This window comes from Paractinoplanes bogorensis, assembly GCF_018829635.1.
Taxonomy (GTDB): Bacteria; Actinomycetota; Actinomycetes; order Mycobacteriales; family Micromonosporaceae; genus Actinoplanes; species Actinoplanes bogorensis.
The window spans coordinates 624521-650097 of record NZ_JAHKKG010000003.1; the positions used below are offsets into that span (position 1 = coordinate 624521).

The 25577-nt window shown below is 70.6% G+C and carries 26 protein-coding genes; 16 read left to right on the forward strand and 10 right to left on the reverse strand.

What is annotated here, in order from left to right:
• The first annotated feature begins 45 nt into the window (after window positions 1-45).
• From KOI35_RS11035 to KOI35_RS11060, 6 genes are read left to right on the forward strand one after another with little or no spacing between them, the layout of a single operon-like run.
• Window positions 46-1689, forward strand: a complete 1644-nt coding sequence (locus KOI35_RS11035) for a helix-turn-helix domain-containing protein (RefSeq protein ID WP_215786201.1) — start codon at window positions 46-48, stop codon at window positions 1687-1689.
• A gap of 55 nt (window positions 1690-1744) precedes the next feature.
• Window positions 1745-2290 (forward strand): RNA polymerase sigma factor, encoded by a 546-nt coding sequence (locus KOI35_RS11040; RefSeq protein ID WP_246612883.1) that lies wholly within the window; start codon window positions 1745-1747, stop codon window positions 2288-2290.
• A complete protein-coding gene (locus KOI35_RS11045) occupies window positions 2287-3066 on the forward strand; it encodes a zf-HC2 domain-containing protein (RefSeq protein WP_215786205.1) in 780 nt (259 codons plus the stop codon). The genes KOI35_RS11040 and KOI35_RS11045 overlap by 4 nt, the downstream gene beginning before the upstream one ends.
• The gene (locus KOI35_RS11050; RefSeq protein WP_215786208.1) at window positions 3063-3917 is read left to right on the forward strand and encodes an ATP-binding cassette domain-containing protein; all 855 of its coding nucleotides are present in this window, start codon (window positions 3063-3065) and stop codon (window positions 3915-3917) included. Before KOI35_RS11045 ends, KOI35_RS11050 begins: the two co-directional genes overlap by 4 nt.
• Window positions 3914-4759, forward strand: coding sequence for a hypothetical protein (locus KOI35_RS11055; RefSeq protein ID WP_215786210.1), 846 nt, complete (start codon window positions 3914-3916; stop codon window positions 4757-4759). The genes KOI35_RS11050 and KOI35_RS11055 overlap by 4 nt, the downstream gene beginning before the upstream one ends.
• Window positions 4759-5352, forward strand: coding sequence for a hypothetical protein (locus KOI35_RS11060; protein WP_215786212.1), 594 nt, complete (start codon window positions 4759-4761; stop codon window positions 5350-5352). The genes KOI35_RS11055 and KOI35_RS11060 overlap by 1 nt, the downstream gene beginning before the upstream one ends.
• Here the strand turns inward: KOI35_RS11060 and KOI35_RS47255 are convergent.
• Window positions 5309-6091, reverse strand: coding sequence for an MBL fold metallo-hydrolase (locus tag KOI35_RS47255; protein ID WP_308120900.1), 783 nt, complete (start codon window positions 6089-6091; stop codon window positions 5309-5311). The two genes, KOI35_RS11060 and KOI35_RS47255, sit on opposite strands and share 44 nt — an antisense overlap.
• Window positions 6092-6171: 80 nt before the next feature.
• On the opposite strand from KOI35_RS47255, the gene KOI35_RS47260 reads away from it, so the two are divergent.
• Complete coding sequence (locus tag KOI35_RS47260) at window positions 6172-6408, forward strand: hypothetical protein (protein ID WP_246612884.1); 237 nt, start codon at window positions 6172-6174, stop codon at window positions 6406-6408.
• 8 nt (window positions 6409-6416) lie between these two features.
• On the opposite strand, the gene KOI35_RS47265 is transcribed toward KOI35_RS47260, so the two are convergent.
• Window positions 6417-6767, reverse strand: a complete 351-nt coding sequence (locus KOI35_RS47265; protein WP_246612885.1) for a hypothetical protein — start codon at window positions 6765-6767, stop codon at window positions 6417-6419.
• 209 nt (window positions 6768-6976) lie between these two features.
• Here KOI35_RS47265 and KOI35_RS11070 point away from each other — a divergent pair, with 209 nt between their 5' ends.
• Window positions 6977-8446: an SGNH/GDSL hydrolase family protein gene (locus KOI35_RS11070; RefSeq protein WP_215786217.1), complete on the forward strand. Its 1470-nt coding sequence runs from the start codon at window positions 6977-6979 to the stop codon at window positions 8444-8446.
• On the opposite strand, the gene KOI35_RS48870 is transcribed toward KOI35_RS11070, so the two are convergent.
• The 4 genes from KOI35_RS48870 to KOI35_RS11090 form a co-directional block, all read right to left on the reverse strand.
• Window positions 8416-9870 (reverse strand): GGDEF domain-containing protein, encoded by a 1455-nt coding sequence (locus KOI35_RS48870; protein ID WP_215786219.1) that lies wholly within the window; start codon window positions 9868-9870, stop codon window positions 8416-8418. The two genes, KOI35_RS11070 and KOI35_RS48870, sit on opposite strands and share 31 nt — an antisense overlap.
• Window positions 9871-9877: 7 nt before the next feature.
• Window positions 9878-10993, reverse strand: coding sequence for an MFS transporter (locus tag KOI35_RS11080; RefSeq protein WP_215786221.1), 1116 nt, complete (start codon window positions 10991-10993; stop codon window positions 9878-9880).
• A complete protein-coding gene (locus KOI35_RS11085) occupies window positions 10990-12186 on the reverse strand; it encodes a PucR family transcriptional regulator (RefSeq protein WP_215786223.1) in 1197 nt (398 codons plus the stop codon). The genes KOI35_RS11080 and KOI35_RS11085 overlap by 4 nt, the downstream gene beginning before the upstream one ends.
• Before the next feature lie 129 nt (window positions 12187-12315).
• Window positions 12316-13371, reverse strand: a complete 1056-nt coding sequence (locus KOI35_RS11090) for a LacI family DNA-binding transcriptional regulator (RefSeq protein WP_215786225.1) — start codon at window positions 13369-13371, stop codon at window positions 12316-12318.
• Window positions 13372-13625: 254 nt separating this feature from the next.
• Between KOI35_RS11090 and KOI35_RS11095 the strand changes: the two genes are divergently transcribed.
• From KOI35_RS11095 to KOI35_RS11120, 6 genes are read left to right on the forward strand one after another with little or no spacing between them, the layout of a single operon-like run.
• Window positions 13626-14702, forward strand: coding sequence for an ABC transporter substrate-binding protein (locus KOI35_RS11095; protein ID WP_215786227.1), 1077 nt, complete (start codon window positions 13626-13628; stop codon window positions 14700-14702).
• A 31-nt stretch (window positions 14703-14733) separates the two neighbouring features.
• Complete coding sequence (locus KOI35_RS11100; protein WP_215786229.1) at window positions 14734-15582, forward strand: ABC transporter permease; 849 nt, start codon at window positions 14734-14736, stop codon at window positions 15580-15582.
• The gene (locus tag KOI35_RS47275) at window positions 15579-16406 is read left to right on the forward strand and encodes an ABC transporter permease (RefSeq protein ID WP_215786231.1); all 828 of its coding nucleotides are present in this window, start codon (window positions 15579-15581) and stop codon (window positions 16404-16406) included. The genes KOI35_RS11100 and KOI35_RS47275 overlap by 4 nt, the downstream gene beginning before the upstream one ends.
• A gap of 11 nt (window positions 16407-16417) precedes the next feature.
• The gene (locus KOI35_RS11110; RefSeq protein WP_215786233.1) at window positions 16418-17176 is read left to right on the forward strand and encodes an ABC transporter ATP-binding protein; all 759 of its coding nucleotides are present in this window, start codon (window positions 16418-16420) and stop codon (window positions 17174-17176) included.
• Window positions 17176-18474, forward strand: coding sequence for a histidinol dehydrogenase (hisD, locus tag KOI35_RS11115; RefSeq protein WP_215786236.1), 1299 nt, complete (start codon window positions 17176-17178; stop codon window positions 18472-18474). Before KOI35_RS11110 ends, hisD begins: the two co-directional genes overlap by 1 nt.
• A gap of 9 nt (window positions 18475-18483) precedes the next feature.
• Window positions 18484-19473, forward strand: a complete 990-nt coding sequence (locus tag KOI35_RS11120) for an amidohydrolase family protein (protein ID WP_215786237.1) — start codon at window positions 18484-18486, stop codon at window positions 19471-19473.
• Window positions 19474-19537: 64 nt separating this feature from the next.
• Here KOI35_RS11120 and KOI35_RS11125 read toward each other — a convergent pair whose 3' ends face one another.
• The 3 genes from KOI35_RS11125 to KOI35_RS11135 form a co-directional block, all read right to left on the reverse strand.
• On the reverse strand, window positions 19538-21727 hold the full coding sequence (locus KOI35_RS11125; RefSeq protein ID WP_215786239.1) for a tetratricopeptide repeat protein: 2190 nt from the start codon (window positions 21725-21727) through the stop codon (window positions 19538-19540).
• Between the two features lie 224 nt (window positions 21728-21951).
• The gene (locus KOI35_RS11130) at window positions 21952-22395 is read right to left on the reverse strand and encodes a Het-E N-terminal domain-containing protein (RefSeq protein WP_215786241.1); all 444 of its coding nucleotides are present in this window, start codon (window positions 22393-22395) and stop codon (window positions 21952-21954) included.
• 311 nt (window positions 22396-22706) lie between these two features.
• Window positions 22707-23258, reverse strand: a complete 552-nt coding sequence (locus KOI35_RS11135) for a TetR/AcrR family transcriptional regulator (RefSeq protein WP_215786243.1) — start codon at window positions 23256-23258, stop codon at window positions 22707-22709.
• An 89-nt stretch (window positions 23259-23347) separates the two neighbouring features.
• Here KOI35_RS11135 and KOI35_RS11140 point away from each other — a divergent pair, with 89 nt between their 5' ends.
• Complete coding sequence (locus tag KOI35_RS11140) at window positions 23348-24061, forward strand: SDR family oxidoreductase (protein ID WP_215786245.1); 714 nt, start codon at window positions 23348-23350, stop codon at window positions 24059-24061.
• Window positions 24062-24068: 7 nt separating this feature from the next.
• Here the strand turns inward: KOI35_RS11140 and KOI35_RS11145 are convergent, their stop codons facing one another.
• Complete coding sequence (locus KOI35_RS11145; protein WP_215786247.1) at window positions 24069-24704, reverse strand: TetR/AcrR family transcriptional regulator; 636 nt, start codon at window positions 24702-24704, stop codon at window positions 24069-24071.
• 26 nt (window positions 24705-24730) lie between these two features.
• On the opposite strand from KOI35_RS11145, the gene KOI35_RS11150 reads away from it, so the two are divergent.
• Window positions 24731-25471, forward strand: a complete 741-nt coding sequence (locus KOI35_RS11150) for an SDR family oxidoreductase (RefSeq protein WP_215786249.1) — start codon at window positions 24731-24733, stop codon at window positions 25469-25471.
• Window positions 25472-25577: the final 106 nt, after the last annotated feature.

Consider the following 25577-nt stretch of genomic DNA (forward strand, 5'->3'; position numbering starts at 1 on the left):
ACACAGCTCTAGCGCGGGGTCAGTTGTGCTGGCACAGTCTCCGGCATGCAGACGACGGGTGCCGTGCAGCTCCGCCCCTGGCTCGAGGCGATCGCCGCCATCGCGACCGCGCTCAACCGCCCGGTCTCGCTGCCCGAGGTGCTCGACCTGGTGTCGGCGACGGCTTCCAACCTTCTCGGGTACGACTTCTGCGCCGTCCTGCTGGTCGACGACGCGCGCACCAAGCTGGTCATCACCGGCGCCCACGGCCTGTCCCCGCGCTACATCGAGCAGGTCAACGCCGACCACCCGGTCGTGCTCGAGCCGGACGGCGAGCCCCGGGCCCCGTCCAGTCGCGCCTTCCTGACCGGTGCCTCGGTGCAGGTGGCCGACACCGTGGCCGACGCGACGTTCCTGCCCTGGGGCGGGGTCGCCCGGCAGCAGGGCTACCGCTCGATGATCTCGGTGCCGGTGTTCTCGGCCGGGGTCCCGGTCGGCACGCTCAACTGCTACACCCGCATCCCGCACGACTTCACCCCGGGCGAGCAGGAGCTGCTCTCGCTGCTGGCCGACCAGGCCGGCGTCGCCATCGAGACGGCCCGGCTGCGCGAGCGGCAGGTCGCCACCATCGCCGACCTGACCACCGCCAACACCGCGCTGCGCCGGGGCGAGGAGGTGCACGAGCAGTTCACCCGGGTCGCGCTGCGCGGCGGCGGCGTCACCGGGGTCGCGGCCGCCCTGGCCGAACTGCTGGGCACACCCGTCGCGGTGGTCGAGGAGCCGTCCGGCGCGCACCTGGCCGGGGACGAGACCGCCGCCGGCTGGTCCACGCCGGTCGTGCTCGGCAACGAGACGGTGGCCCACATCCGGATCACCGGGTCGCGCCGGCCGGTGGCCGTCCTCGACGTGCGCGCGCTCGAACACGCGGCCACCGTCTGCGCGCTCGAGATCCTGCGCTCCCGCACCGCCCGTGAGGTGGAGTGGCGGCTGTCCGGCGAGGTCGTGTCCGACCTGCTGACCGGGTCGCCGGCCGGTCTCGTCACGGCGGCCGAGCGCGCCGCCCGGCTCGGGTTCGACCTGGCCAAGCCGCACTCGGTGATCGTGGTCAGCGCGGGTTCGCCGCGGATCCTGTCGGTGGCCCGGTCGCTGGCCGGCCGCGGGCTGGTCGGCACGGTCGGCGACGACGTGGTGCTGCTGTGGCCGGGCGCCGCCGCCGACCGCGCCGACGACCTGCTGGCCCAGTTGCGCCGCGCCGGCGTCGGACCCGAGACCGCGGTGGCCGTCTCCCCGCTCTGTTCGGCGCTGGCTGACTATCCGTCCGCCTACCGCCGGGGCCGGGGCGCCGCGACCGTGGCCCGCCTGCGGGGCCGGACCGCGAGTGTGGCCACCTTCGAGTCGCTCGGCGTCCACGGCCTGCTCCTCCAGTTGGAGGACGTGAACGAGCTGCGCCGGTTCGCCGCCGAGACCCTGGCCCCCGTACGCACCTACGACGCGGCCCGCGGGACGGCCCTGGAAGAGACCCTGCGGGCGTACGTGACCAACGACCTGAACACGGCCGCGACCGCCGCCGCCCTGTTCGTGCACCCCAACACGGTCAACCTGCGCATCCGCAAGGCCGAGCAGCTCCTCGGTGTCTCCACGACCCAGGTCCGCGTCCTGGCCGAGCTGCAAGTGGCGTTGAGCGCCGACGACGTCGCGGACGCCCTCTGAGATTTGCCCGCTGAGCCGGTGAACCGATCGGGGTCCGGCCCGCGACAGTGTGGGCATGGAGACGAGCGACGCCGAGCTGCTCCGGCGGGTCGCGTCCGGCGAGGAGAGCGCGTTGCGCGAACTCGTCGAACGCCACTCGGCCTGGCTGCTGCTGCGGTTGCGACGGCGTACGGCCGACGAGGAGCTGGCCGCCTCGGCCGTGCAGGACACGTTCGTCGCGGTCTGGCACAACGCCAAGGGCTACCGCGGTGACGGCGACGTCGGCGCGTGGATGTGGGGCATCGCGATCCGGCAGCTGGTCTCCCGGCTGCGGGTCCGCCGGCAACCGACCCCGGTCAGCCAGCAGGTCATCTCGGCCCTGTCGCCCCGGCTGCGCAGCGCCGAGGACGAGCTGCTGATCGCGGTCGAGCACGGCGACCTCGGATCGGCCATGCGCGGCCTGTCACCCGAACTGCGGCAGGCGCTGCAGGTGACCGTCGTCGACGGGCTCACCACCCGCGAGGCGGCGCTTCTCCTCGGGGTGCCTCAGGGAACGGTGAAGAGCCGCGTGCGGCTGGCCAAGGCGCAGTTGCGGCAACAGCTGATGGGGGGTCTGGCGTGAGCTGGCATGTCGATCGAGCGACCTGGACGGCGTACGCGGGAAACGGTCTTGATCCGATCGCCGAGGCCGCGGTCGAGGCCCATGTGACGGCGTGCCCGGACTGCCGCGCCGGAGCCCGCGAACTCGTGCCGGATGTGGGGCCGGTCTGGGCGGCGGTGCATGCCGAGATCAGCCGCCCACGACGCTCGTGGCTGGCCCGGCTCGGGATTCCGGAGGCCGATCTGGTGGTGGCCGGCGCCGCCCGCGATCTGCTGCTGTCGTGGTCCGTCGCGGTCGGGGCGGCCGTGTGCTGCGCGCTGCTCACCGGGCTGGCCCCGATCCATCTGCCCGGCGGTGCCCCCGCCTTGTTCCTGATTCTGGCGCCGCTGATCCCGGTGCTGGCCGTGGTCGCCGCCTACGACGCCACCGATCCGTTGCGCTCGCTGACCGGGACCACGCCGTACTCGCCGTTGCGATTGGCCCTGTTGCGGACGGCGGCCGCCCTCACCGCTGCCGTCCCGTTGACTGTCGCATCGGCGCTGGTGGTCCCCGCGTTGCACGGCTACTTCGCAGCCTGGCTGCTGCCCGGACTGGCCCTGACCGTGGCCGCGCTGATCCTGCTCAAGTGGCTCACCGCATGGGTCGCGTGCGCCGTGGTCGGGGCGGGCTGGCTCGTCGTGGCCACCACCGCGAGCGTCACCGCGCTCACCACCACTCCCGGCCAGGTCACCTCCGCGCTCGGCGTGACCGTGCTGGCCGCCGTCCTCGTCCGCGTCAACCGGGGAGTCGCCCGATGACCGCCCGTCTCGACAACGTCGCCAAGTCCTTCGGCCGTACGGTCGCCCTGCACCCGACCACCCTCGACCTCGGTCACGGCGTGATCGGCCTGCTCGGTCCCAACGGCGCCGGCAAGACCACGATGCTGCGGATCCTGTCCAGCGCCCTGCCACCCAGCCAGGGCACGGTCGTGGTGGCCGGGCACGAGGTCACCGGCACGCACGCCGAGCGCACCGACGCCCGCCGCCGCATCGGCTACCTGCCCCAGGAGGTCGTCTTCCCGCGCGGCATGACCACGTTCGGCTTCCTCGACTACATCGCCGTCCTCAAGGAGTGGACTCTCACCGCGGCCCGGCACGCCGAGGTGCGGAGGGTGCTTGCGCTGGTCGACCTGGCCGAGCGGTCGACGGTCAAGGTGAAGGCGCTCTCCGGCGGGCAGCGGCGGCGGCTGGCCATCGCGCAGGCGCTGCTCGGCGATCCGGACCTGCTGATCCTCGACGAACCCACCACCGGCCTCGACCCCGAACAGCGGGCCTCGCTGCGGGGTCTGCTCTCCGGGCGCCCCGGAACCGTGCTCATCTCGACCCACCAGACCGAAGATGTGTCGGCCCTGTGCGACCGCGTGGTCGTGCTCGACGCGGGGCGGATCCGCTTCGACGGTTCGGTCGCCGACCTGCTCGCCACCGCGGTCGGCCGGGTGCATCAGGGCCCGTCGGCCGCTTCGGGGGCGATGCAGACGTGGCGTACGGGAACCGGTCTCATCCGCTCGGTCGGCGGCTCACCGGCCGCCGGCTCCCAGGCCGTCGAACCGACGGTCGAGGACGCTTACCTGCTGCTCAGAAGCTCAGCACCCGAAGGGGCAACGGCATGACCACAACCGCTTTTCCCGTACGCGTCCTGGCGCGCCGCGAGATCCGCCACTACCTCGGTTCCTGGCTCTACTGGGTGGGAACCGCCCTGCTCGCCCTGACCCTCATCCCGCGCGATGCTTCCTCCACCGCCGCCGCCATGATCGCTCCGTCCGCTCTCATCGGCGTCTTCGGCATCATCATCATGGCCGGACTGACCCGTCGCTCGGACCGGGCCGCCGCGGCCGCCGGTTCCGTCGCCGTGCCGGAACGCGCCCGCACGCTGGCCCTGGCCGCCGCGGTCGTGGTCCCGGTGGTGACCGCCCTGCTCTGGTACGTCGCGGCCGTGATCATCTACTTCGTCGACCCGCCCGCGCCGGAAACCGTGCCGTTCCCGCCGTTCGGCGACGGCCACGTCCTGACCGTGATGTTCGCCCTGAGCGTCGTCCCCGCGCTCAGCGGCCCGATCCTGGGTCTGGTGCTCGCCCGCTGGCTCCCGCGTCGCGGCGTCGTCCCGCTCGCCGTCGTGCTGGTCGTGCTGATCACCATCGTCATGCAGGGCAACTTCGAGTCGACCTGGCACTGGCGGGTGATCTGGCCGTGGACCTACTGGTACGGCCCGATCGGCTGGAACACCGGCGACGACCAGTGGGTCGCCCTGCCCGGCTCGCCCCAGCTGTGGATCGTCTACCTGCTGGCCATCTGCGCCGTGGGCGTCCTGGTCGCCCTCTATCACGACCCCGAGTCCGACCGTTCCCGCCTGCGCATGCTGATCGGCATCGGCGCCGCCGTCGCGGTGGTGGCCGTGGTGCTGACCATGGTGCTCGGTCTGCCCGACGCCGTTCCCAATCCGCTGACCGCCTGATGCTCCGCCACGCGGCGCGGGCCGTGCCCTGGTTGCTCGTGGGCGCGGCCGCGCTGCTCATCGTGGGCCTGCTGGCCGCCGTCCGCTACGACAACTGGACGCTGTGGCCGTTGCAGGGCACCGCGGTCGGCCTGCTGGCCGGGGCGGTCGGCTGGTGCCTGGACGAGCCCGCCGCCGCCGTCGTCGATCCCGCGCCGCGCGGCCTGGCCTGGCGGACGGCCGCGCGCGCATCGGGCATCGTGGTGCTGCTGGCCGCCTGGTCCGGCGCGGTGTGGTGGGCGCGCGACGCCCTCTTCGGCCACGCCTCGACGGTGCTGGCTCAGGGTCTGACGGCCGCGGCCGTGGCAACCGCCTGGGTCACCTGGCGTCGCTCGGCCGGCGAGGCGACCCCCGGTCAGCGCTGGGCGACAGTGGTCGTTCCCGTCGTCACCGCGTGGGCCCTGGTCCGGCCCTTCGAGGAGCACATTCCCGTTTTCCCGTACGCCTTCAGCGGCTGGGACACCAGCATCATCGGCTGGAGCACGGCCGGCATCGGAGCTGCGGTGCTGCTCATGCTTGGAGCCGCTGGACCTGCCCGGCGTGTACGTCGCTGACCCACTCCCAGCCCGGCTCGGCATCCGGGCCGATCCGCGGGTCGTCGGGCGTGCGGCCGTCGCGCAGGGCCAGGACGTAGGCGCGGTCCTGCTCGATGCGCCCCTTGGGTTCGCCCACGTTTCCGTGGCCCGGCACGACGACGTCCGCTTCCACCGTCTCCAGCAGGTCGAGTGCGGCCAGGTAGTCCCCGATCGGGTCGGCGGCGTCCAGGTCGAACATCGGAACCAGCACGTCGGAGAGCATGTCGCCGGCGACGAGAACGCCACTCTCCGCGAGAAACAACGCGGCGTGCCCCGGGGCGTGCGCCTGATGCTCGAGGATCCGGGCCTCGGGACCGTCCCACGGCACGGTGGTCGCATCGACGGGCAGGCCGGTGATCTCGCCGAGCAACTCGAGCGGAACCTGGTCGGCGATGCCGGTCTCTTCCAGGTGCTCTTTGATCCGGGCCTTGATGTCCGGCTCGGCCAGCTGTTCGCGGGCGGCGGCGGCACCACGGGCCGTGGCGTAGCGAGGGGCCGCGCCGAACTCGGGGATCCAGAGCATGTGATCCCAGTCCGGGTGTGTGGAGAAGCCCGCGACCACGCTCCGCCCCAGGTCTTCGGCCAGGCAGGCCATCTCGTTCGCCTGAATGCCCGGGTCGACGAGCAGCACCCCGTCACGGCCCGTCACGACAACGGCGTTGCTGAGCAGGAAGTCGCTCACATGGACCTGCACACCCTCGGCAACCTGCTTCAGCACGGACGGGCCTCGCTTCCCCGATCGGTGGCAACTCGCCCCGACGATAGCCTCCCGTTCTCCCCGCGGTGGATCATGGGCGGGTGAGTCCTCGTACGGTCGCCGGGTCGCGCGAGGCCGGCGCCGACGCGGTAACGCTGATGTTCGGCCACGGGACCGGGTCTCGCCGGCACGCCGAGAGCAGCCTGACCGACCTGCTCCCGCTGACCGGTGACGACAGCTACGTCCTGCTCGCCGATCTGTCCCACGCCGAGTACTGGATCCGCTCGAGCGACCTCGCCCATCGCGAGTTCGGCTCGGCGCAGGCCTTGCCCCGCTGACGACTCGCTCACTGCAGTCGCAGCGCGTCGCCGGGCGGCACGTCGAGGGTGAAGATCGCGCCGATGTTCTCCTCGAACCCGAAGTCGACGTTCTTGACCCGCAGGCGCTCGGGGCTCGCCTCGACGATCTCGACCGCGATCGGTTCGGGCCGCCCGTCAAGCGCCAGCAGCCAGCGGCCGGCCAGATAGCTGAGCCCGACGGCGTCGAGGATCTGCCGCGCCTCGTGCTCGTCGGTGACGTCACCGAGCGGATATCCGAAAACGGTAACCGGCCGGAACCGATCGTCGACGGGCCGCAGATAGCCGAGAAGCTCGTCATCCTCGCCACGGCGGTGTGGCATCCAGTCAGCCGGAATCATGGCGTGAACCTAGGCAAGCCACCCACGATCCGCAACGCCAATGCTCGACGGGCGACGCGAATGGGCTGCGGCCAGGCTGCCGGGGCCGGAAACAGGGGGTCGAGCGGACGACCCCGCGCGGGCGATTTTCGAGCTGCCGAAAGGATTCTAGGGTCGGGTGACCCCGCGGCCGATGCGGGCTCAATCGTTTCGCAGGTGAGGGATGGTCCGTGGCTGCCCGTAGACGGAAGTTGCCGCTGGTTCTGGTGGCCGTGTGTGCTCTGATCGCGGGCCTGCCGGTGCCGGCCTGGGCGGCGGATGCGCCGACCATGCCGGTCGACGGCGTGGTCGACGTGGTCGTCACCCGGGTGAGCAGCGGCTCGTGGCCGAACTACGTGACCGTCGGCGACAACAGCCGGCTCTGCTCGGGAGCACCGTCACCGTGTTCGGCTCGGAGCGGCTGGTTCGCGGCGGGAACTGTTCTCGCCGTGTACGCCAAGGAGGGCGACGGCGGCCGCGCGCTGCGGGAGGCCGAGCGCCGTGAACTCGGGCCGGGCCATTGGCTCTTCACCCGGACGCTCAGCTCGGGGCACACCTACACCGTCGAGGTCACCGCGGTCGCCCAGGCGAAGCCGGCCACGCCCGTACCGACGTCGGCCGCCCCCACGCCCACGCCATCTCCGGCGCCGCCCGTTCCGGATGCCTATGTGGCGCTGGGTGACTCCTACGCCTCGGGGGAAGGGTCGCCCAACGAGACGTACGAGAAAGGCACCACCTTTACCGACAAGGACACGCCGCGGGGGCAGACCGGATGTCACCGGTCGAGCCGGAGCTGGGCCCACGGCGTCTCGGCGGCCGCGGTCGAGAAAGGTCTGCTCAAGACGAAGGCCGAATCGATGACCTTCGTCGCGTGTTCCGGGGCGGTGCTCGAGGATCTGTTCTACCCGAACGAGACCTACACGGAGTACGGCGAGTACGAGGATCCGCAGATCGACGCCGTCATCGCCAAGACGCCGAAGCTGGTGACCCTGTCGATCGGCGGCAACGACGCGGGGTTCGCCGACATCCTCAAGGACTGCGTCGATCGTATGTTCCACCGCGGGTTCGGCTGCCGGAACCGCAGCGGGAAGAAGGGTGCCGCGGGCATCGTGGCCGAGCGGCTGGTTCCGCTGGAGCAGGACCGGATCGTGTTCGAGCACGATCCCGGGCATGTGCATTCGCTGGCCGATGCCTACATCGCCATCGCGCGCCGGATGGCGCCGGGCGGCCGGCTTGTCGTCACCGGCTATCCGCTGATGTTCGCGGAGTCCAAGCTGCTCTACACGCGGGTCCGGAACGTAGCGAACTGGGGCAGGTTCGACTGCCGGATCGGTACGGCCGAGGCGGTGATCTCGGCGTACATCAGCTACGAGGACGGCCAGTGGCTCAACGACATGGCCGAGCGGCTCAACGAGGCGATCAGGCGTTCGGTCGTCGCCGCCAACGCCCAGTTGCGCATCACCCGGCCCGGCGTCGAGGTGGACTTCGTCACGGTGACCGAGGAGTTCAAGGGCCACCGGCTGTGCAGCGGCGACCGGTGGCTCAACGGCGCGGTCATCCCGTTCAACCCGAAGGGCCTTCCCGGGCCGGCCAAGCAGAGCTTCCACCCGAACAAAGAAGGCCAGGAAGCCTACGTACGCGCCGTCTCGAAGGTGTTGTAGACGCGGACGCAGCCCTTGCCGGCCCGCTTGGCCTCGTACAGGGCCGCGTCGGCGTGGGTGAGCAGAGAGCTGACCGTGGCGCCACCGCCGGGCTCGTGCACGACACCCACGCTGACGCCGACCCGGGATTCGCCGAGGGCGGAGACCTCGTCGATGACCCGCGACGCCGTGTCCAGCGCTGATGAGGAAGCGGGGTGCAGCAGGATCGCGAATTCGTCGCCGCCCAGCCGGGCGACCAGGGCGTCCGGCGGCACGGCCCGGTGCAGGGCGGCGGCGACCCGGATCAGCACGTCGTCGCCGGCGGGATGGCCGCTCTCGTCGTTGACCTGCTTGAAGCCGTCCAGGTCGGCCAGCAGCAGGGCGACGCCGCCGCCGGCGTCCAGGGCCCCGGCGATCCGGGTGTTGAGCAGTTTGCGGTTGGCCAGGCCGGTCAGGTCGTCGTGGGTGGCCTGGTGGGCCAGCTGGCGGCGCTGTTCGCTGAGCTCGGCCAGCAGCAGGCCGGTCGTGCGCAACGCGAGGAACTGGCGGCCCAGCACGAGCGCGGTGAGCAGCAGGACCGCGGCCACGGCGACGCCGTCGATCTGGCCGCGTTGCTGCAGGACGGCGGCTGTCCCGTACGCGAGCACGACCGGCACGTACGGCAGCGCGGCCCGCACCCCGGTCGGGGCCTCCAGCCACGGCCGGCTGTCCACCGGCATCGGCAGGCGTCCGGCCAGCAGCAGGAGCACGGTGGCCGTGGCGAACAGCCCGGCCATGCTGTGCACCTGCCACGAGCCGCCCCGCAGCGCGACGGCCAGATAGACGAGCACCGAGGCGGCGAACACCGCGAACGCCCCGGCCAGCGCGGTCACGGCGTTGGCGGCACCGGCCCGGCTGCGGGAGAGCAGCACCACGGCGATGGCGAGGCAGACGATGTGGGTCGCCGGGATGCTGATCGCGAGCAGTCCGCCCGCGTTGCCGAGCAGTTGCTGGGTCGGGTGCAGCAGCAGCGGCCACGCGGGGACGAACAGCGCGGTGGCCACCATCAGGCCGTCCAGCCCGAGCCGGACCTGGATGTCGCGGGCCACCGGCGCGGACGGGCCGGCCAGCAGCACGCCGGGCGCGAGCAGGGCCGCGGCGAGCGAGAGCCAGTCGCCGAGCCGGGGCGGGGCCACGTTCGTACCGCGTACGGAATCAAGGGTGTAGAAGGCACTGCCGAGCGCCCACAGGCCGGTCGCGGCCGACGTGAAGATCCAGGCCGAACGGGCGCGGCCGGTCTCCCGGTGGGCCAGCACGGCGTGCCGGCCGGCCGCGGCGAAGGCCAGCGCGGTGGTGGCGAGGCCGGCCGGCACCACCAGCCACGCCGGATGTCCGGTCGTGGTCAGCCAGATCTGGAGGAGGGCGCACAGGAACAGCGCACCGGCTGCCCGGGCCCGAGGATTCACGGACGCCTCATCGGCGGCCGGCGGGCTCACCTGAGAGGACGCGGGGCAGGACTGCGAGCGGCACCAGCCACAGCAGGGCGACGACGAGCAGCGTCGGCGCGGCCCGGCCGTGGTCGGCGGCCCAGCCCACGATCGGGGTCGCGGCCACGACCAGGCCGAAGGCGGCCGTGTTCATCAGGCCGACGGCGGCGGCCGGGCGTTCGGGGGCGCGTGCCTGGCCGGCGCTGACCACGCTCGCGAAGGGCAGCCCGCTGAACAGACCGAGTGCGAGGACGGCGAGTACGGCGACCGCCGGCGTGGTGCGCCACGACAGGGCGGCGGTCGCGAGCGCGCAGGCGATCAGGGCGACGACCCAGACCGTACGGGTGCGGGCGGGCGGGACGAGACCGCCGAGCGGCCGGCTGACCACGGACAGGCCGAGGATGCCCGAGCCGACCACGGCGGCCACGGCCGGCGAGAACCGCCAGATGTCGACCAGCAGGGTGGTCGCCCACGACGACAGCACCAGCCCCAGGCCGAGGGTCACGGCGTGCACCGAGGCGAGCCGGAGCAGTTGGGGGTCGAGTACCGAACCCCGGGCCGTTCTCCCCCCAGAAGAAACGGAAGGAGAGAAGAAGGCGAGCACCAGGGCCGGCACGGTGACCGCCAGGGTGGTCGCCCACGGCCCGCGCCAGCCCAGCGGCACGGACGCGAACGGGACGACCAGCACGGCGAAGCCCGAAGTGGCCAGGGCGAAGCCGCCGAAGACGCCCATGCCACGCCGGCCCAGACCGCTGGCCCGAGCCAGTTCGGCGCCGCAGACGAAGCACACGGCGAAACCGGCGCCGGACAGGGCGCGGGCGGTCAGGGCCAGCCACGGCAGGGGAGCGGTGAGCGCGACCAGATGCGCGGCGACCACCAGAGACAGCCCGGCGACGGCCATCGCCCGCACTCCGAACCGGTCGACCAGGATGCCGGACGGGAACTGCAGGGCGGCGTACGGGAAAGCCATCGCCGACGTCAGCAGACCGACCCAGAGCAGTCCGGCGCCGTAGCCCGTGGCCATCGCCGAGGCGCCGGCACCGGGTGCCGTCAGGGCCCAGCCGGCCGAACCGCCGAGCAGGCAGGCGAGCAGCAGCTTCACATCAGCAGCCGGGCGAGGCGCAGCGCGGCCTGCAACTCGGTGCGCCGCTCGGTCAGCGGGCGGCCCAGCAGCTCGGCCGCCTTCTGCAGGCGGTTACGCACGGTGTGCTCGTGCAGATGTAGGTGGGCGGCCGTGGTCACGTGGCTGCCGTGGCGGTGCGAGGCCTCGACCGTCTCGCGCAGACGGGCCGCGATCTCGTCGTCGGCGCCCAGTTCGCCGAGCTCGGTGCGCACGAACGCGCGGGCCCGGCCCGGGTCGGCCATCAGCAGGATCTCGAGGCTCACGTCGGGGTAGGTCAGCACGCCGCCGCCCCAGGCCGCGCGCACCTGCTGCATGTCGCGCACCTGCCGCCAGCCGTCGCGGATGCCCTGCACGCCCACGTGCGGCTCGCTGATCGAGGCGTCCACGCCCAGCGCGCGGAGCCGGTCGGCGATGAGTTCGGGCCGGCGGGGCCGGGCCAGCCAGACGACGGTGCTGGTCAGGTCGATCGGGTGGACGAGCGTGTCGCGGACGTGGCACTTCTCGCGCAGCGTGTCGAGAATCTGCCGGGCCGCCGCCTCCGGGGTGCCGGGCAGCAGCACAGCCAGGTGCGAGGTGTCGAGCGGATAGTCGAGCAGCACCAGATCGGCCGGCGGCAGGGGAGTGGAGTCGTCGCGGAGCAGGTGCTGCACCAGTCCGGCGCGAACGTGTTCGCGCGACCGGCTCAGCACGTCGTCCGTACGGGCAAAGCTGTCGGCCACCTGCGACGCCACGTGATGCTGATAGGCCAGCACGAGTTCGGTCAGCGCCTGCAACGCCTCCAGGCTCTCCCGGCGCGGCACGTCCTCGGCCTCGGCCCGCTCGACCAGCCGGTCGCTCCACTCCTGCCACATGGTCAGGAACCCCACCCGGTACGACCGTTGCAGCGCGGTCTGCGGCAGGCGCAACCGGGCCTGCAGCACGGCCAGCGCGAACGGCTCGGTCAGCCGCACCCCGGTCAGCGGGATCCGGCCGGTGAGCACCTGACGCAGCGCGCACAGGTTCTCCAGCACGCTGGCCCGCAGCCGGGTCACGAACTCGTCGTGGTCCCGCAGCGTCTCGAAGGCGGCGGCGAGGTCGGCCTCGACGACGCGGCCGGCCAGCGCGGGCAGGTCCACGGCGTCGGCGGCTTCCCGCGCCCAGAGGGGCAGAGGAGCGACTTCGGTGGTCGTCATGGACCTACGGTGCCGCCGCCCGTCAGAGAGGCCGATGTGCGGCCCACCACTGAGTGGCCCGAGAAATGGTCGGCCACACATCGCGGCGGTCACAGTGCCGCCCCGAGGCTGGGGCTTGTAACACAGCCGTCACAGGAGGGAGCCGCCATGCCTCTGGGTCGTCGACCGCTGTACGAGGCTGGTGGCGAACAGTCGCTCCCGTCCGGCGCCGATGTCGCCGTCGTGCTCGATCCGCTCGACCAGCAGCCGGGCCGCCGCACGGGCCATCTCGGAGAGCGGCTGATGCACCGTGGTCAGCTGGAACACCTCCCACGAGGCCATCGGCACATCGTCGAACCCGAGCACCGAGACGTCGCCCGGCACATCCAGGCCGAGCGACTTCACGGCGTCGATGGCCCCGAACGCGATGATGTCGTTGCCGCACAGCAGCGCCGTCGGCGGTTCGGGCAGGCGCAACAGATCCCGCGCGTTCTGATAGCCGCTCTGGTGCGAGTAGGGCCCCTCCTTGATCTCGAGCGAAACATCAAAACCGGCAATTCCTTCCCGTACGCCGGCATAGCGGTCGCGGCTCGTCGAGGTGTTCGCCGGACCGCGGATCACCCCGATCCGCCGGTGCCCGAGTTCGAGCAGGTGCCGCGCCGCCGTCCGGCCGCCGTGGTGGTTGTCCGCGGTCACCCGGTCGACGTCCATGCCGTCGACGTAGCGGTTGAGCAGCACGATCGGCAGGTCCCGCTCGGCCAGGGCGGGACCCAGCTGCGAGTCGAGCGTGGCCGTGGTCAGCAGCACCCCGTCGATCGACGAGTTCAGCAGGCTGAGCAGCGCCTCCTGCCCGGTCGGGAGGTCGGTCCGCTCGGCGAACAGGACGAACCGGTAGCCCATCAGCTGCAGTTCGTCGTGCATCGGGTTGAGCAGCGTGGGGAAGAACGGGTTGGTCAGGTCGGACGCGACGACGGCGATCGACCGGGTCCGGGCCGGCGCATTTTTTGCTGGAGCCAGTGCGGCCCACGACGGGCGGTAACCGAGCCGGTCGGCGGTCTCCTCGATGAGGCGGCGCGTGTCCTCCCGCACCCGGGGGTCGCCGCGCAGTGCTCGCGACACCGTCGACTGGGCCACGCCGGCCGCCTCGGCCACGGTCGAGCTGGTCGCACCGCGCGCGGGGCCGCGGCGGCGTTCCGGATGGGTCATGAGCCTCCTTCGGTCGGCGGAGTGCATAAATTATGCACAGCTCTCGACACTACTCAACGTGCTTTTTGCCAGCCATCCGCATGCATAAATTTCCGAGAAATGCTTGACTTGCACAGGTTGCCAAGGCAGTGTCGGGCGTCACATCCCGGAAACATTTCCCGCACCTTACTGCCGGATCTTTCCGCCGGCTTTGTGCAAGTCCTCGCCTCTGGTCGCACCCATCGATGTGTCGAACCCCTGTGAGAGGTACACCCATGAATGCATCACGCATCCTCCGTTCGAACAGCCGCCGACTGATAGCCACCTCCGCCGTCCTCGCCCTGGCCGCCGCCTCCGGATGCGGCGCCCGTCCCGGCGCCACCTCGGGCGAGAACGCCGAGGCCAAGGACGCCAACGGCGTCGTCAACATGGTCATGGCCCCCGACCCCGTCTGGAAGTGGATGGAGTCGCAGGGCATCAAGCAGGAGATGGAAGAGGCGGCCAACATCCAGATCCTGACCTCGTCCAGCTGGGACGAGTTCGGGGTCTACGCCGGCGGTCACGCCGATGTCGTCTCCGCGGCCTCCTACGAGGTGCCCGAGCTCGAGAAGCAGACCGGCGAGAAGACCACGATCTTCGGCAAGTTCAACTCCGACCGCAGCATCCTGGCCGTCGGAAAGGACAGCACGGCCAAGGACATCTGCGAGCTCAAGGGCAAGAAGATCGTCACGCACAGCGCGGTCTCGATCACCATCATGTGGGGCGTCTTCGCCAAGAAGTGGTGCAACCTCGACCTGCGCGCGGGCGGCGGCGACTACGAGCTCGTGGTGACCGACCCGCAGAACGCGGCCGGCCTGATCCAGCGCGGCGACGCCGACGCCGGGCTGCTGCTGCCCGACTTCTCCATCCCACAGCTGTCCAGCGGCGCGATCAAGCCGCTGTACGACTCGAAATCGGTGTCGCAGATCTACGCCGAGCAGTTCAGCGACGACAAGACGGAGCTGACCCACCCGCAGAACAACGTGTTCGTCGCCCGCAAGGCCTGGGTCGACAAGAACCCGGAGGAGGCGGCGTTCCTGATCAAGATCTGGGACCGCGGCGTCCAGGAGTGGGCCAAGAACCGCGACAAGATCATTGAGGCCTACCCGGAGGACTTCGCCGCCGAGAGCGACAAGGACAAGGCGTTCATCCGTGACTGGCTGGCCAACAAGTACGACTGGTTCGTCGAGTCGACCTACCTCGACCAGGCCTGGGTGGACAGCGAGACCAAGCTGTTCAACCTCATGAAGGAGGCCGGTTACGTCGCCTCCGACGTCCCCGACCCCAACTTCACCATCCTCCCGAAGTCCTGACTCCTTCTCGCCGGGAAAGTAAGGAGAGAACATGACGGATCAGCTGGTCGGTGCGGCTCCGGTCGCACCACCCGCCGACCCCGAGGCCGGCGCCAAGCGCACCGCCCGCCGCCGCCGGTGGAGGCTCACCGGACTGGTGATCCTGGGCTGGCTCGCGTTGTACGGCGTCTGGGAGTACGGCTCCTGGTGGTTCGGCTCGCGGCTGCTGCCCACCCCGTACGAGGTCCTGCTCTCGGCGGTCGAGATCGTCGAGAGCGGCAACTTCCTCACCGACTTCTCGGCCAGTGTGCTCAAGACGTTCGCCGGATTCGGGGTGGCGGCGGCCGTCGGCGCCCCGATCGGCTATCTGATGGGCCGCTACAACTACTGGCGCGCGTTCTTCCACGACGGCGTCACCATCGCCGGTACCATTCCCGCCATCGTTTACGCGGTGATGTCGCTGATCGTCTTCGGCCTGTCCAACCTGGGCCCGATCCTCGCCGTCGCCCTGGTCTCCGCCCCCTACATCGCCCTGAACGTGGCCGAGGGCATCCGCGGCGTCGACAAGTCGCTGGTCACCATGAGCGAGGCGTTCGGCCGTACGCCGCAGCAGATCCGCAAGGAGGTGCTGATCCCGACGATCGTCCCGTACGTGTTCGCCGCGATCCGCATGTGCTTCGCGGTGGCGTGGAAGGTCGAGGCGCTCACCGAGGTGTTCGGCGGCCGCAACGGCGTCGGCTTCCAGATCCGTACGGAATATCAGCTGTACGACATCGCCGCCGTGCTCGCCTGGATGTTCCTGTTCATCGTGTTCATGCTGATCATCGAGCGCCTGGTCCTCGCCAAGTCCGAGGCCCGCCTGCTCTCGTGGCGGCCGCAGGAGAGGAGCTCCGCGCTGTGAGCACCACGATGACTCCCGTCAAGGCCCGCCGCTCGACCACCGAGAAGGAACAGGAGACGCCGGCCTGGAAGAAGCGGCTCACCTCGGACAACGCCGCCCGGGTGGCCGCCCTGCTCAGCTTCTTCCTGTTCTGGGTGCTCATGTCGGCGCTGTTCGAACGGGTCCCCGGCCCGATCGAGGTCGTCCAGCGTCTCGTCGAGGAGTTCCAGCGCGGCGAGGTGTTCGGCAACTTCGGCATGACGCTCTACCGCTTCGGCGTCGGTGTCGCGCTGGCCACCGTCGTCGGCATCGCGGTCGGCGTCATCATGGGCCTGTCCCAGCTGGGCCGCGCGTTCTTCGAGAGCCCGGTGCTGGTCGGCCTGTCGATCCCGGCGATCATCTGGTCGTTCCTGACCGTGATGTGGTTCGGGTTCGGCGACCTCAGCCCGATCATCACGACGTTCCTCACCTCGGTGCCGTTCGTCATCGTGAACGTCGCCCAGGGCGTACGGGGGGTCTCGCGCGACCTGCGGGACATGTCGACGACGTACAACGTGCCGTTCTCCCGCCGCGTACGCGATCTGGTGCTCCCAGCCGTCACCGGTTATGTGGCCGCCGGCGTCCGCTTCGCCATCATCATCGGCTGGAACGGCGTGCTGCTGGCCGAGTGGTTCGGTGGCGGCGGGGGCGTCGGCTACCGCGCCCGCTGGTGGTACGACGCCAACCGGTTCGGCGGGTTCGCCGCCTGGGTCGTGCTCTTCGTCGGCTTCATCGTGCTGCTCGACCGCTTCGTCCTCGACCGCGTGATCCAGCGTGCGTTCCGCTGGCGCGACGCCTCAGCGTAGGGATCTCTCACATGGCTGTTCTGACCATCAAAAACCTGGCCAAGACCTTCAACGTGGGCACCCCCAAGGCCAGCCGGGTGCTCGACGACATCTCGTTCGACGTCCGCGGCGGCACGTTCGTGTCGATCGTCGGCCCGTCCGGCTGCGGCAAGAGCACGCTGCTCAACATCATCTCGGGCGTCGAGGAGCACACGTCCGGCGACATCAGCCTGACCAGCGATTCGGGTGGGCCGGCCCGGATGGGCTACGTCTTCCAGGACCCGCGCCTGCTGCCGTGGCGCAGCGTCATGAAGAACATGATGTACGTGCAGAACGACCGCAGCGAGGAGACGGTCGCCCGGGCCCGGAAGTACCTCGACATGGTGGGGCTGGCCAAGAACGCCGACTTCTTCCCGGGGCAGCTCTCCGGCGGCATGCAGCAGCGCGTGGGCATCGCCCGGGCGTTCGCGGTCGAGCCCGACCTGCTGCTGATGGACGAGCCGTTCAGCCACCTCGACGCGATCACCGCCCGGGGTCTGCGCGCGCAGTTGCAGGACATCTGGGCCCAGTCCAAGAAGACCGTCGTCTTCGTGACCCATGACGTGGTCGAGGCGGTCGAGCTGTCCGACCGCATCATCGTGCTGCAGCCGGGTGGGCGCATCTACGAGGACATCACCATCGACCTGCCACGGCCGCGCCGGCAGACCGACCCGACCGTGGCCACGCTGCAGGCCGAGGTGCTGGGCCGGCTGGAAGCGATGAAGACCCTTTCCCGTACGGCGGCCGCCTGATGCCCACCCTCAAGAACGCCGCGGGCGGCCCCTCGGCCGGTCCCGATGTCCGCGATGTTGTCACCGGTGTCATCGCTGACATCCGGGCCAACGGGGACGACGCGGTCCGCAAGTACTCGGCCAAGTTCGACAACTGGTCGCCCGAGTCGTTCCGCCTGTCACCGCAACAGATCGACGAGATCGTCGCCACGGTGCCGTCCGGTGTCATCGATGACATCAAGACCGTTCAGGCCAACGTGCGCACCTTCGCGCAGCACCAGCGCGACAGCATGCACGACTTCGAGGTCGAGACCCAGCCCGGTGTCCACCTCGGACAGAAGCATCTGCCGATCGTGGCCTCCGGCGCCTATGTGCCCGGTGGCCGCTACCCGCTGACCGCCTCGGCCCACATGACGGTCGTGACGGCCAAGGTCGCCGGGGTCGAACGGGTCACCGCCTGCACGCCCCCGCTGCGCGGGCAGATCCCGCCGGCCACGATCGCGGCGCTGCACCTGGCCGGGGCGGACGAGATCTTCGTGCTGGGCGGGGTGCAGGCGGTGGCGGCGATGGCGCTCGGCACCGACTCTGTTGGCCGGGTCGACCTCATCGCCGGGCCGGGTAACGCCTATGTGGCCGAGGCCAAGCGGCAGCTGTTCGGTGAAGTGGGCATCGACCTGTTCGCCGGGCCGACCGAGATCCTCATCGTGGCCGACGAATCGGCCGACCCGTTCATCGTGGCCGTCGACCTGCTGAGCCAGGCCGAGCACGGGCCCGACTCGCCGGCCGTGCTCATCACGACCTCGTCCGCCCTGGCTCAACGGGTGATCGAGCACGTCGAGGCGATCCTGCCCGGCATGCCGACCAACGACATGGCCGGGCCGGCCTGGCGCGACCACGGCGAGGTGCACGTGGTGTCATCGCTCGACGAGGCGTACGCGCTGGCCGACACGTATGCCAGCGAGCACGTGCAGATCCTCACTGCTGAGCCCCGGCTCGCTCTCTCCGCGATGCGGCACTACGGCGCGCTGTTCCTGGGCGAGGGCACCTGTGTGTCGTACGGGGACAAAGCCATCGGCACCAACCATGTGCTGCCGACCCGGGGTGCGGCGCGATACACCGGCGGCCTGTGGGTCGGGAAGTATCTGCGGACCGTGACCTATCAGGAAGTCACGTCCGAATCGGCGTCGGCTTCGCTGGGCGAGCTTTGTGGCCGCGCGGCTCGGGTCGAGCTGTTCGAGGGGCACGCCCGGTCCGGTGACGTCCGGGCCGCCAAGTACGGCGGGGCGCCTCTGCCCTGGTCTCCACTCGCTTCTCTCTGAAGGACGTTCATGCGCACCATTGATATCCACGGCCACGTGATCCTGCCCGACACGCTGCCGCTCACGGCCGGGTTGATGTCCCCCGAGATGGACCCGTTCACCTACTACGGCGGCGACGAGACCAACGCCTACCAGGTCGGGCACGTCCGCGAGATCATGCCCCAGGCGACCGATCCCGTACGCCGGATCGCCGATCTCGACCGCATGGGCATCGACGTCCAGGCCATCTCGGTCGCGCCGGCCGGCTACTTCTACTGGACCGACCCGGCGCTCGGCCTGCAGCTGGCGCAGATGCAGAACGACAACCTCGCCAAGATCGTGGCGGCCCACCCGGACCGTTTCGTCGGCCTGGCCACGGTCCCGATGCAGGACGTCGACGCCGCCGTGCAGGAACTCGAGCGGTGCGTCCGCGAATACGACTTCCGCGGCGTCGAGATCAACACGAACATCATGGGGCTCGACCTCGACGACCGGCGGTTCCGGCCGTTCTGGGCGAAGGCTTCGGAGTTGGACGTGGTTGTGATGCTGCACCCGAACGGTTTCACCGGCGGCGAGCGGTTCCGCAAGTACTACCTGACCAACGTGATCGGCAACCCGCTCGACACCACGGTCGCGCTCACGAAGATCATTCACGGCGGCGTGCTGGAGGACTATCCCGGGCTCAAGATCGTGGCGGTGCACGGCGGGGGATACCTGCCGTTCTACTCGTCGCGCATGGACCACGCGTACGCGCAACGCCCGGAGGGCAAGCATTTCATCAGCCGGCCGCCGTCCACCTATCTGAAGCAGATCTACTTCGACTGCCTGGTCTTCGACGCCCCGCACCTGGAGTTCCTGGTGCAGCAGATGGGCGCCGACCACGTGGTGATCGGCACCGACTACCCGTTCGACATGGGCCACTACGACCCGCTGGATCAGATCGCCACCGCCCGCCTGGACGAGTCCGTGCGCAACGCGATCCGCGGCGAGACGGCGGCCCGCCTGCTCAAGCTCACGTAGCCGCCACAGCCCCATGCTCGCCGGCCGGCAACGGCGCCGCCCGGCGAGCGTGGTCTGGTTTCGCCTAAGGACTGCCTTTCTGCGGTGGCTGCTCCGCAGGGGTCGCCGGTCTGCCTCGCCAGTAGGCGATGTTGGCGCGGGTGGTCAGGGTGTATGGGTGGTCCGGGCCGAGCACTCGTATGTAGTCGGTGAGCAGTTGCTCGAACGTGGTGGTGGCCTCGCGAGGGTCACCCGCCTGCCCTCGCCAGTGGGCGATGTTGGCGCGGGTGGTCAGGGTGTCCGGGTGGTCTGGGCCGAGTGCCCGCATCTGGTCGGTGAGCAGTTGCTCGAGCTTGGTGGTGGCTCCGCGAGGGTCGCCCGCCTGCCCTTGCCAGTAGGCGATGTTGGCGCGGGTCCTCAGAGTGTCCGGGTGGTCCGGGCCGAGTGCCCGCATCTGGTCGGTGAGCAGTTGCTCGAACTTGGTGGTGGCCCCGCGAGGGTCGCCCGCCTGCCCTTGCCAGTAGGCGATGTTGGCGCGGGTCCTCAGAGTGTCCGGGTGGTCCGGGCCGAGCACCCTCATCTGGTCGGTGAGCAGTTGCTCGAACTTGGTGGCAGCCTCGCTCGGGTCGCCTGCTTTGCCGGTCCACCCAGCGAGATTGCTGCGGGAGTTCAGGGTGTCCGGGTGGTCCGGGCCGAGCGCCCGCAAGTCGTCGGCGAGCTGCTGCTCGAATGCGGTGGCGGCCCCGCCCGGATCGCCTGTCTCACCCCGCCAGTGGGCGACGTTTGCGCGGATGGTCATGGTGTGTCGGTGGTCCGGGCCGAGCACTCGTAAATAGTCGGCAAGCAGTTGCTCGTACGCGGTGGCGGCTCCACCCGCATCGCCTGCCAAACCTCGCCATCGGGCGAGATTGCTGCGGGCGGTCAGGGTGTCCGGGTGGTCCGGGCCGAGCACTCGTAGATTGTCGGCAAACAGTTGCTTGAACGCGGTGGCTGCCCCGCCCGGATCGCCCGCCTCACCCCGCCACCGGGCGAGATCGCTGCGGACGTTCATGGTGTCTCGGTGGTCCGGGCCGAGCGCCTGTTCAACGTCGGCGTGTAGCTGCTGAAAGTGGCCGTGCGCGGCGGCGACCAGCCCGATCTCCCCGAGGCTGCGACCGGCCTGGAAGAACACCGCATGGGCGTCGCCGACACCGTCGAGGGTGTGCCACAGGTGCCCGCCGGCCACGGCCGCCAGGGCGGTGGTGTTCACCCGTAACAGCTGCCCGAGCCGGTCAGTAGCAGTGTCCCGTTCGATGTCCGGCCACAGCTGGATCAGCGCGTCGGCGGCGGCGTGTGCGAGGGCGGCCTGCCGGGGGTCGGGGGTGCTTTCCCGGACGACGCGCTGGACCAGGGCGTGTACCCGCAGCAGCTCACCGTCGAGGTCCGGGTCGGTGACGGTGTCGGCCAGGCCGAGCCGATGCAGCATCCGGATCGCGTCGCGCGTGTCGTCGCCGTCCACGGCCCGGTCGAGGCGCTGCCGGTAGTAGCCGGCTGCCGCCTGGCTGGTGAACAGGCTGCTGGGGATGCCGTTGGGGTCCAGGATCGCGGCCAGCTGCAACACGACCCCGGCCAGCCGGTCGGTGAGAGTGTCGGCCAGCTCGATGGACAGGCCCCATGTGTCGGTGACGGCCCGCTGCTGACCGTCCGGGAGCACCTGCGGCTGCATCCGGTCCAGCCGCCGTCGCTGCAGCCGGTCACGGTAGCCGGCGCAGGTCATGTCCTGATCCCGGATGTAGATGGCGGCCTGGGCGAGGGCGAGGGGCAGGAACCCGAGGTCGGCGGCCAGCAGGTCGGCCTCGGCGAGCCGGTCCGGGTCGAGCCGCCCGTGCAGATAGTCGGCCGCCTGGCCGGGGGTGAACGTGCCGACGTCAACGAGGTGCCGGCCGTCGAGCAACGCGGCGTCCCGGCGGCGGGTCGTGACCACCGTTCGCCCGTACCGGGTGTCCGGCGGCCACAGACCGGCCAGGGCCTGCGGATCGGCGACGTCGTCGAGGATCACCAGCCACCGCTTCCCGGTGGACGCCAGCCATCCCAGCAACCGCACGGCGGCCCGCTGCGGGTCCGGGTCGTCGGTCCCGGTCAGGTCGGCGTCGGCTTGCGCATAGGTGTTGATCACACTGTCGCGGCTGGTGGCGGTCACCCACAGCAGCAAGTCCACCGCTCGGGCCTGCCACAGGTGCTCGGCGAGGTTCGCGGCCAGCTGGGTCTTCCCGACCCCGCCCATTCCGGCTACCACTTGACACACCACTGCTGTCCCACCCTCGGCGAGCGCAGCGGCGAGCACATCGTCGGCTGGGCGTCGCTGCCGGTCGACCGCCAGCCGGGGCACTGCCCCCACCCGATGGGGCCACGACACCGCAGCCCGTCCACCGATTGTGACCGGGCCGTGGAAGATCCCCGCCGCCCCGTGTACCGGGCCGGTGTCCACACCGGGCAAGTACGCGCCGGTAGCCGCTGCCCCTACCCGGCTACCGGCGGGGCTGGGGGGAGTTGCGTGCGCTGGTCGAACGACACGGGCGCGTTGAACTGACCCGCCGCCCCGTGCACCGTCCCGCTGATGTTGAACGTCGCCGCCCGTCCCGGTTCCACCAGAGCGAGCAACTCCCGTGCCGCCTCCAGGATGTGCTCGTCGATGGCCGCGCCCGAATCCTCCAGGGCCTCGCCGATGCTGGCCTGCCACACCCCGGGCTCGGTCTCTTCGGCCTCCAGAGCCGCCCGCGCCTGATCCCGGCCGGCGAACCGGCGACGGATCAACGCCTTCAACAACGTGTAACCATCTTTGATCGCCTCGGTTGCGGTACCCGACACGCCGGCACTCGCTCCGGCCGCCAACGCTGCCACGATCACGTCTACCACTGGGCCGCCACCCTCCAAAATGATCACCAGATGGAACCGCAACACCACGTAGAGTCGCAGACTATCGGGCGGCGGCAACCGGCACGACACCCGAACAGTCCGCCTGTCGCCCCGCCGTTCGGGGCGTACTCAGCGGACGGTCCCGGCCGAACGGCGTCGTTCCCGACCCGGGGTTCCGGTCCGCGCGGCCGGATCGGAGTCGGCGACGACTCGTCTGCTCGATCGCCCGCACAGCCCCCGCGACCGGGGTCGCCGAGCATATGGCGAGGCGCCGGCCGTTCGTGCCAGGGGTTCACGCCCCGACGAGTGTCAAGCTCACCAAGGCGACCTGAAGTCGGGGAGCCCGAGCGGGCTTGAGGTCAACTTCGGATCGCGGCTGTGGCCAGCAGGACTCGGCGGCGGGCGGTGGCCTCGTCGTCGCCGAAGCGGTCTACCGCCCACGAAAGAGCCAGCACCAGCTGGTAGGCCTCGTCGGCGGTGACGCTTTCGGCGCCGGCTTCGGTCAGCAGCGCGGCCGTGCGGTCGACCAGGGGATCGTTGGTCGGGCGCATCGGTGACTCGTCTTCGGTCAGGGCGGAAGCCAGGCAGTAGGGCAGGTCGTGCCAGATGCGTAGCTGCCAGGTCAGGTGGACCAACCACTCGGCCAGCGCCTCGCGAGGTGACAGCGTGCGTGCGAGCGACTCCGACTCGGCCAGCGCCTCGGTGATGCTGCTCTGCATGACGGCGGCGAGCAGGTCGTCGCGGGTGGGGAAGTTGCGGTAGAGCGTCGCGTTGCCCACCCCGGCCCGCAGGGCGATGCCGTCGAGCGAGGTGAGGACGCCCTCGGCCTCGAACGTCGCGCGGGCGGCGGCCAGGATCGCGTCGCGGTTGCGTTGCGCGTCGGCGCGCAGTTTCTTCCCGGCAGTGGCCATCAACACTCCTCGCGACTTCTCATGGACGAAGTGGGGACTGTCCCCGCATAGTGAAGCGGGGATGTTCCCCACTTGCCTGAGGAGTTTAGATGAACGGTCGGACAGTCCTGGTCACCGGTGCCAACGGCGGGCTCGGCGAGGAGTTCGTACGCCAGGCGATCGAGCGCGGGGCGTCGAAGGTCTACGCTGCCGCCCGTACGGGAAAAGAATGGTCTGACCCTCGCGTACAGCACCTCGCGCTCGACCTCACCGATGCCGCGAGCGTGACCCGGGCCGCCGAGGCCGCGCCGGACGTCGACCTGCTGATCAACAACGCGGCCATCGCGCCGGCCGGCGACTGGATCCTCGGACCCGAGGACGAGGTGCGGAAGATCTTCGAGACCAATTTCTTCGGTACGCTCCGGGTCGCGCGCGCGTTCGCCCCGGTGCTCGCGGCCAACGGCGGCGGCACCCTGCTCAACATCCTGTCGGCAGCGGCGTGGATCAGCGTGCCGACCGCGTACGGGGCGTCCAAGGCAGCCACCTGGTCGGCCACCAACGCGATGCGGGTGCAGTTGCGCGGCCAGGGAACGCACGTGATCGGCCTGCTGGTCGGCATGATCGACACGCCGATGGGGGCGCGCTGGGACGTCCCGAAGGTCAGCCCCGCCAGCGTGGTGACCCAGGCCTACGACGCCGTCGCGGCGGGCAAGCTCGAGGTGCTGGCCGACGATTCGACGCGCTTCGTCAAGTCGCGGCTCGGGACCGAGGCCGAGGAGCTCTACCCGTGGTTCGACGAGCAGCTGGCCGCGTTCGTCCCGTGACCGGTGGTCAGTCGCGTGTGGCCCGGAGGCCGTCGACCAGGATGGAGAGCAGGCGCGGGCCGCGGGCGTCGAGTTCGGTGTCGTCCAAGCGGGACAGCCAGCTGATCAGCACGATGACGTCGCGAGCCTCGGCGTCGGGGCGGACGGTGCCGGCTGCCCGCCCCGCGATCAGCAGCGACTCGACCGCGTCGCCGATCGGGCCGAGGCTGTGCGCGGCAAGATCCCGCGACGTCCCCGCCTCGACGGCGGCGAACACGTCACGCTTGATCCGGGCGTAGGCGGCCACGCGATCGAACCAGGCGGCCAGGGCGTCGAGCGGTTCGTGCCGTGCCAACAGCTCGGGGGCGGCGGCGATCAGCTCGTCCACCTCGTGGCGGTAGACCTCGGCCAGCAGGTCCTCACGCGTCGGGAAATGCCGGTAGAGCGTCCCCTGCCCGATCCCGCACGCCTTGGCGACCGCGTTGAGTTTGAGCTCGCCCGGCTCTCGCACCAGCTCTCGGGCCGCCCGCAGAATCCGCTCCCGATTGAGCTGTGCGTCAGCCCGGCGCGGCGGGGCGGCCAGCTGGGCCTCCTTCTCGCCGGGGCCGCTGCGACGGGCGGAAGCGGACACGTGTCCGCTAGGCTGGATGGGATAACCGGACATGTGTCCAGTCTAGCCGGGAGGCACTCATGACCATCCAGGGCAAGGTTGTCACGGTCACCGGGGCCAGCAGCGGCATCGGTGAGGCGACGGCCCGTCATCTCGCGTCCCGCGGCGCGGTCGTCGTGCTCGGTGCCCGCCGGACCGACCGCCTTGATCGGGTGGTCGCCGAGATCGAGGAGGACGGCGGAACCGCGGCCGCGGTCCCGGTTGACGTCACCGACCCGGACGACCTCAAGGCGCTGACCGCCACGGCCGTCGACCGCTTCGGCCGGCTGGACGTGCTGGTCGGCAACGCCGGGATCACCCGGATCGGCCCGATGGCCGACCTCGACGTCGCGGGCTGGTCGGCGATGGTCGACGTGAACGTCAACGGCATCCTGCACGGGATCGCCGCCGCCCTGCCGATCTTCCGCCGTCAGGGGAGCGGCCACCTGGTCACCGTCGTGTCGACGTCGGGTCTGAAGATCGTCCCCACGCAGGCGGTCTACGCCGGGACCAAGAACGCCGTCCGCACCTTCCTGGAGGCGCTGCGCCAAGAGAGCACCGACGGCGTCCTGCGGACGACATCGATTTCGCCGGGCTACGTGCGGACCGAGCTGATCGACAATGCCGTCGACGATCCGGCCGTACGGGAACAGGCTCGTCAGCATATGGCCGACCTAGGCATCGATCCGTCCGCGGTGGCCCGCGCAATCGGTTTCGCCATCGACCAGCCCGACGATGTCGAGATCGGCGACCTCACCATCCGGCCCACCCGTCAGGGCTGAAGCCCACCCGCGCCGAAGTCCCGCCCGGCAGGGCTGAAGCCCACCCGTGCGCTGAAGTCCCACCCGCAGGCCGAAGTCCCACCTGCGCGCTGAAGTCCGCCCGCGG

What these genes read in the sequence shown, in the direction of transcription:
- KOI35_RS11055 (WP_215786210.1), top strand. Translation starts at nt 3,914, where the DNA reads ATGACCACAACCGCTTTTCCCGTACGCGTCCTGGCGCGCCGCGAGATC.
- KOI35_RS11035 (WP_215786201.1), top strand. Translation starts at nt 46, where the DNA reads ATGCAGACGACGGGTGCCGTGCAGCTCCGCCCCTGGCTCGAGGCGATC.
- KOI35_RS11145 (WP_215786247.1), bottom strand. Translation starts at nt 24,704, where the DNA reads ATGTCCGGTTATCCCATCCAGCCTAGCGGACACGTGTCCGCTTCCGCC.
- KOI35_RS47265 (WP_246612885.1), bottom strand. Translation starts at nt 6,767, where the DNA reads ATGATTCCGGCTGACTGGATGCCACACCGCCGTGGCGAGGATGACGAG.
- hisD (WP_215786236.1), top strand. Translation starts at nt 17,176, where the DNA reads ATGCCCACCCTCAAGAACGCCGCGGGCGGCCCCTCGGCCGGTCCCGAT.
- KOI35_RS11040 (WP_246612883.1), top strand. Translation starts at nt 1,745, where the DNA reads ATGGAGACGAGCGACGCCGAGCTGCTCCGGCGGGTCGCGTCCGGCGAG.
- KOI35_RS11135 (WP_215786243.1), bottom strand. Translation starts at nt 23,258, where the DNA reads ATGGCCACTGCCGGGAAGAAACTGCGCGCCGACGCGCAACGCAACCGC.
- KOI35_RS11090 (WP_215786225.1), bottom strand. Translation starts at nt 13,371, where the DNA reads ATGACCCATCCGGAACGCCGCCGCGGCCCCGCGCGCGGTGCGACCAGC.
- KOI35_RS11140 (WP_215786245.1), top strand. Translation starts at nt 23,348, where the DNA reads ATGAACGGTCGGACAGTCCTGGTCACCGGTGCCAACGGCGGGCTCGGC.
- KOI35_RS11085 (WP_215786223.1), bottom strand. Translation starts at nt 12,186, where the DNA reads ATGACGACCACCGAAGTCGCTCCTCTGCCCCTCTGGGCGCGGGAAGCC.
- KOI35_RS11100 (WP_215786229.1), top strand. Translation starts at nt 14,734, where the DNA reads ATGACGGATCAGCTGGTCGGTGCGGCTCCGGTCGCACCACCCGCCGAC.
- KOI35_RS11095 (WP_215786227.1), top strand. Translation starts at nt 13,626, where the DNA reads ATGAATGCATCACGCATCCTCCGTTCGAACAGCCGCCGACTGATAGCC.
- KOI35_RS11150 (WP_215786249.1), top strand. Translation starts at nt 24,731, where the DNA reads ATGACCATCCAGGGCAAGGTTGTCACGGTCACCGGGGCCAGCAGCGGC.
- KOI35_RS11120 (WP_215786237.1), top strand. Translation starts at nt 18,484, where the DNA reads ATGCGCACCATTGATATCCACGGCCACGTGATCCTGCCCGACACGCTG.
- KOI35_RS11060 (WP_215786212.1), top strand. Translation starts at nt 4,759, where the DNA reads ATGCTCCGCCACGCGGCGCGGGCCGTGCCCTGGTTGCTCGTGGGCGCG.
- KOI35_RS11050 (WP_215786208.1), top strand. Translation starts at nt 3,063, where the DNA reads ATGACCGCCCGTCTCGACAACGTCGCCAAGTCCTTCGGCCGTACGGTC.
- KOI35_RS11110 (WP_215786233.1), top strand. Translation starts at nt 16,418, where the DNA reads ATGGCTGTTCTGACCATCAAAAACCTGGCCAAGACCTTCAACGTGGGC.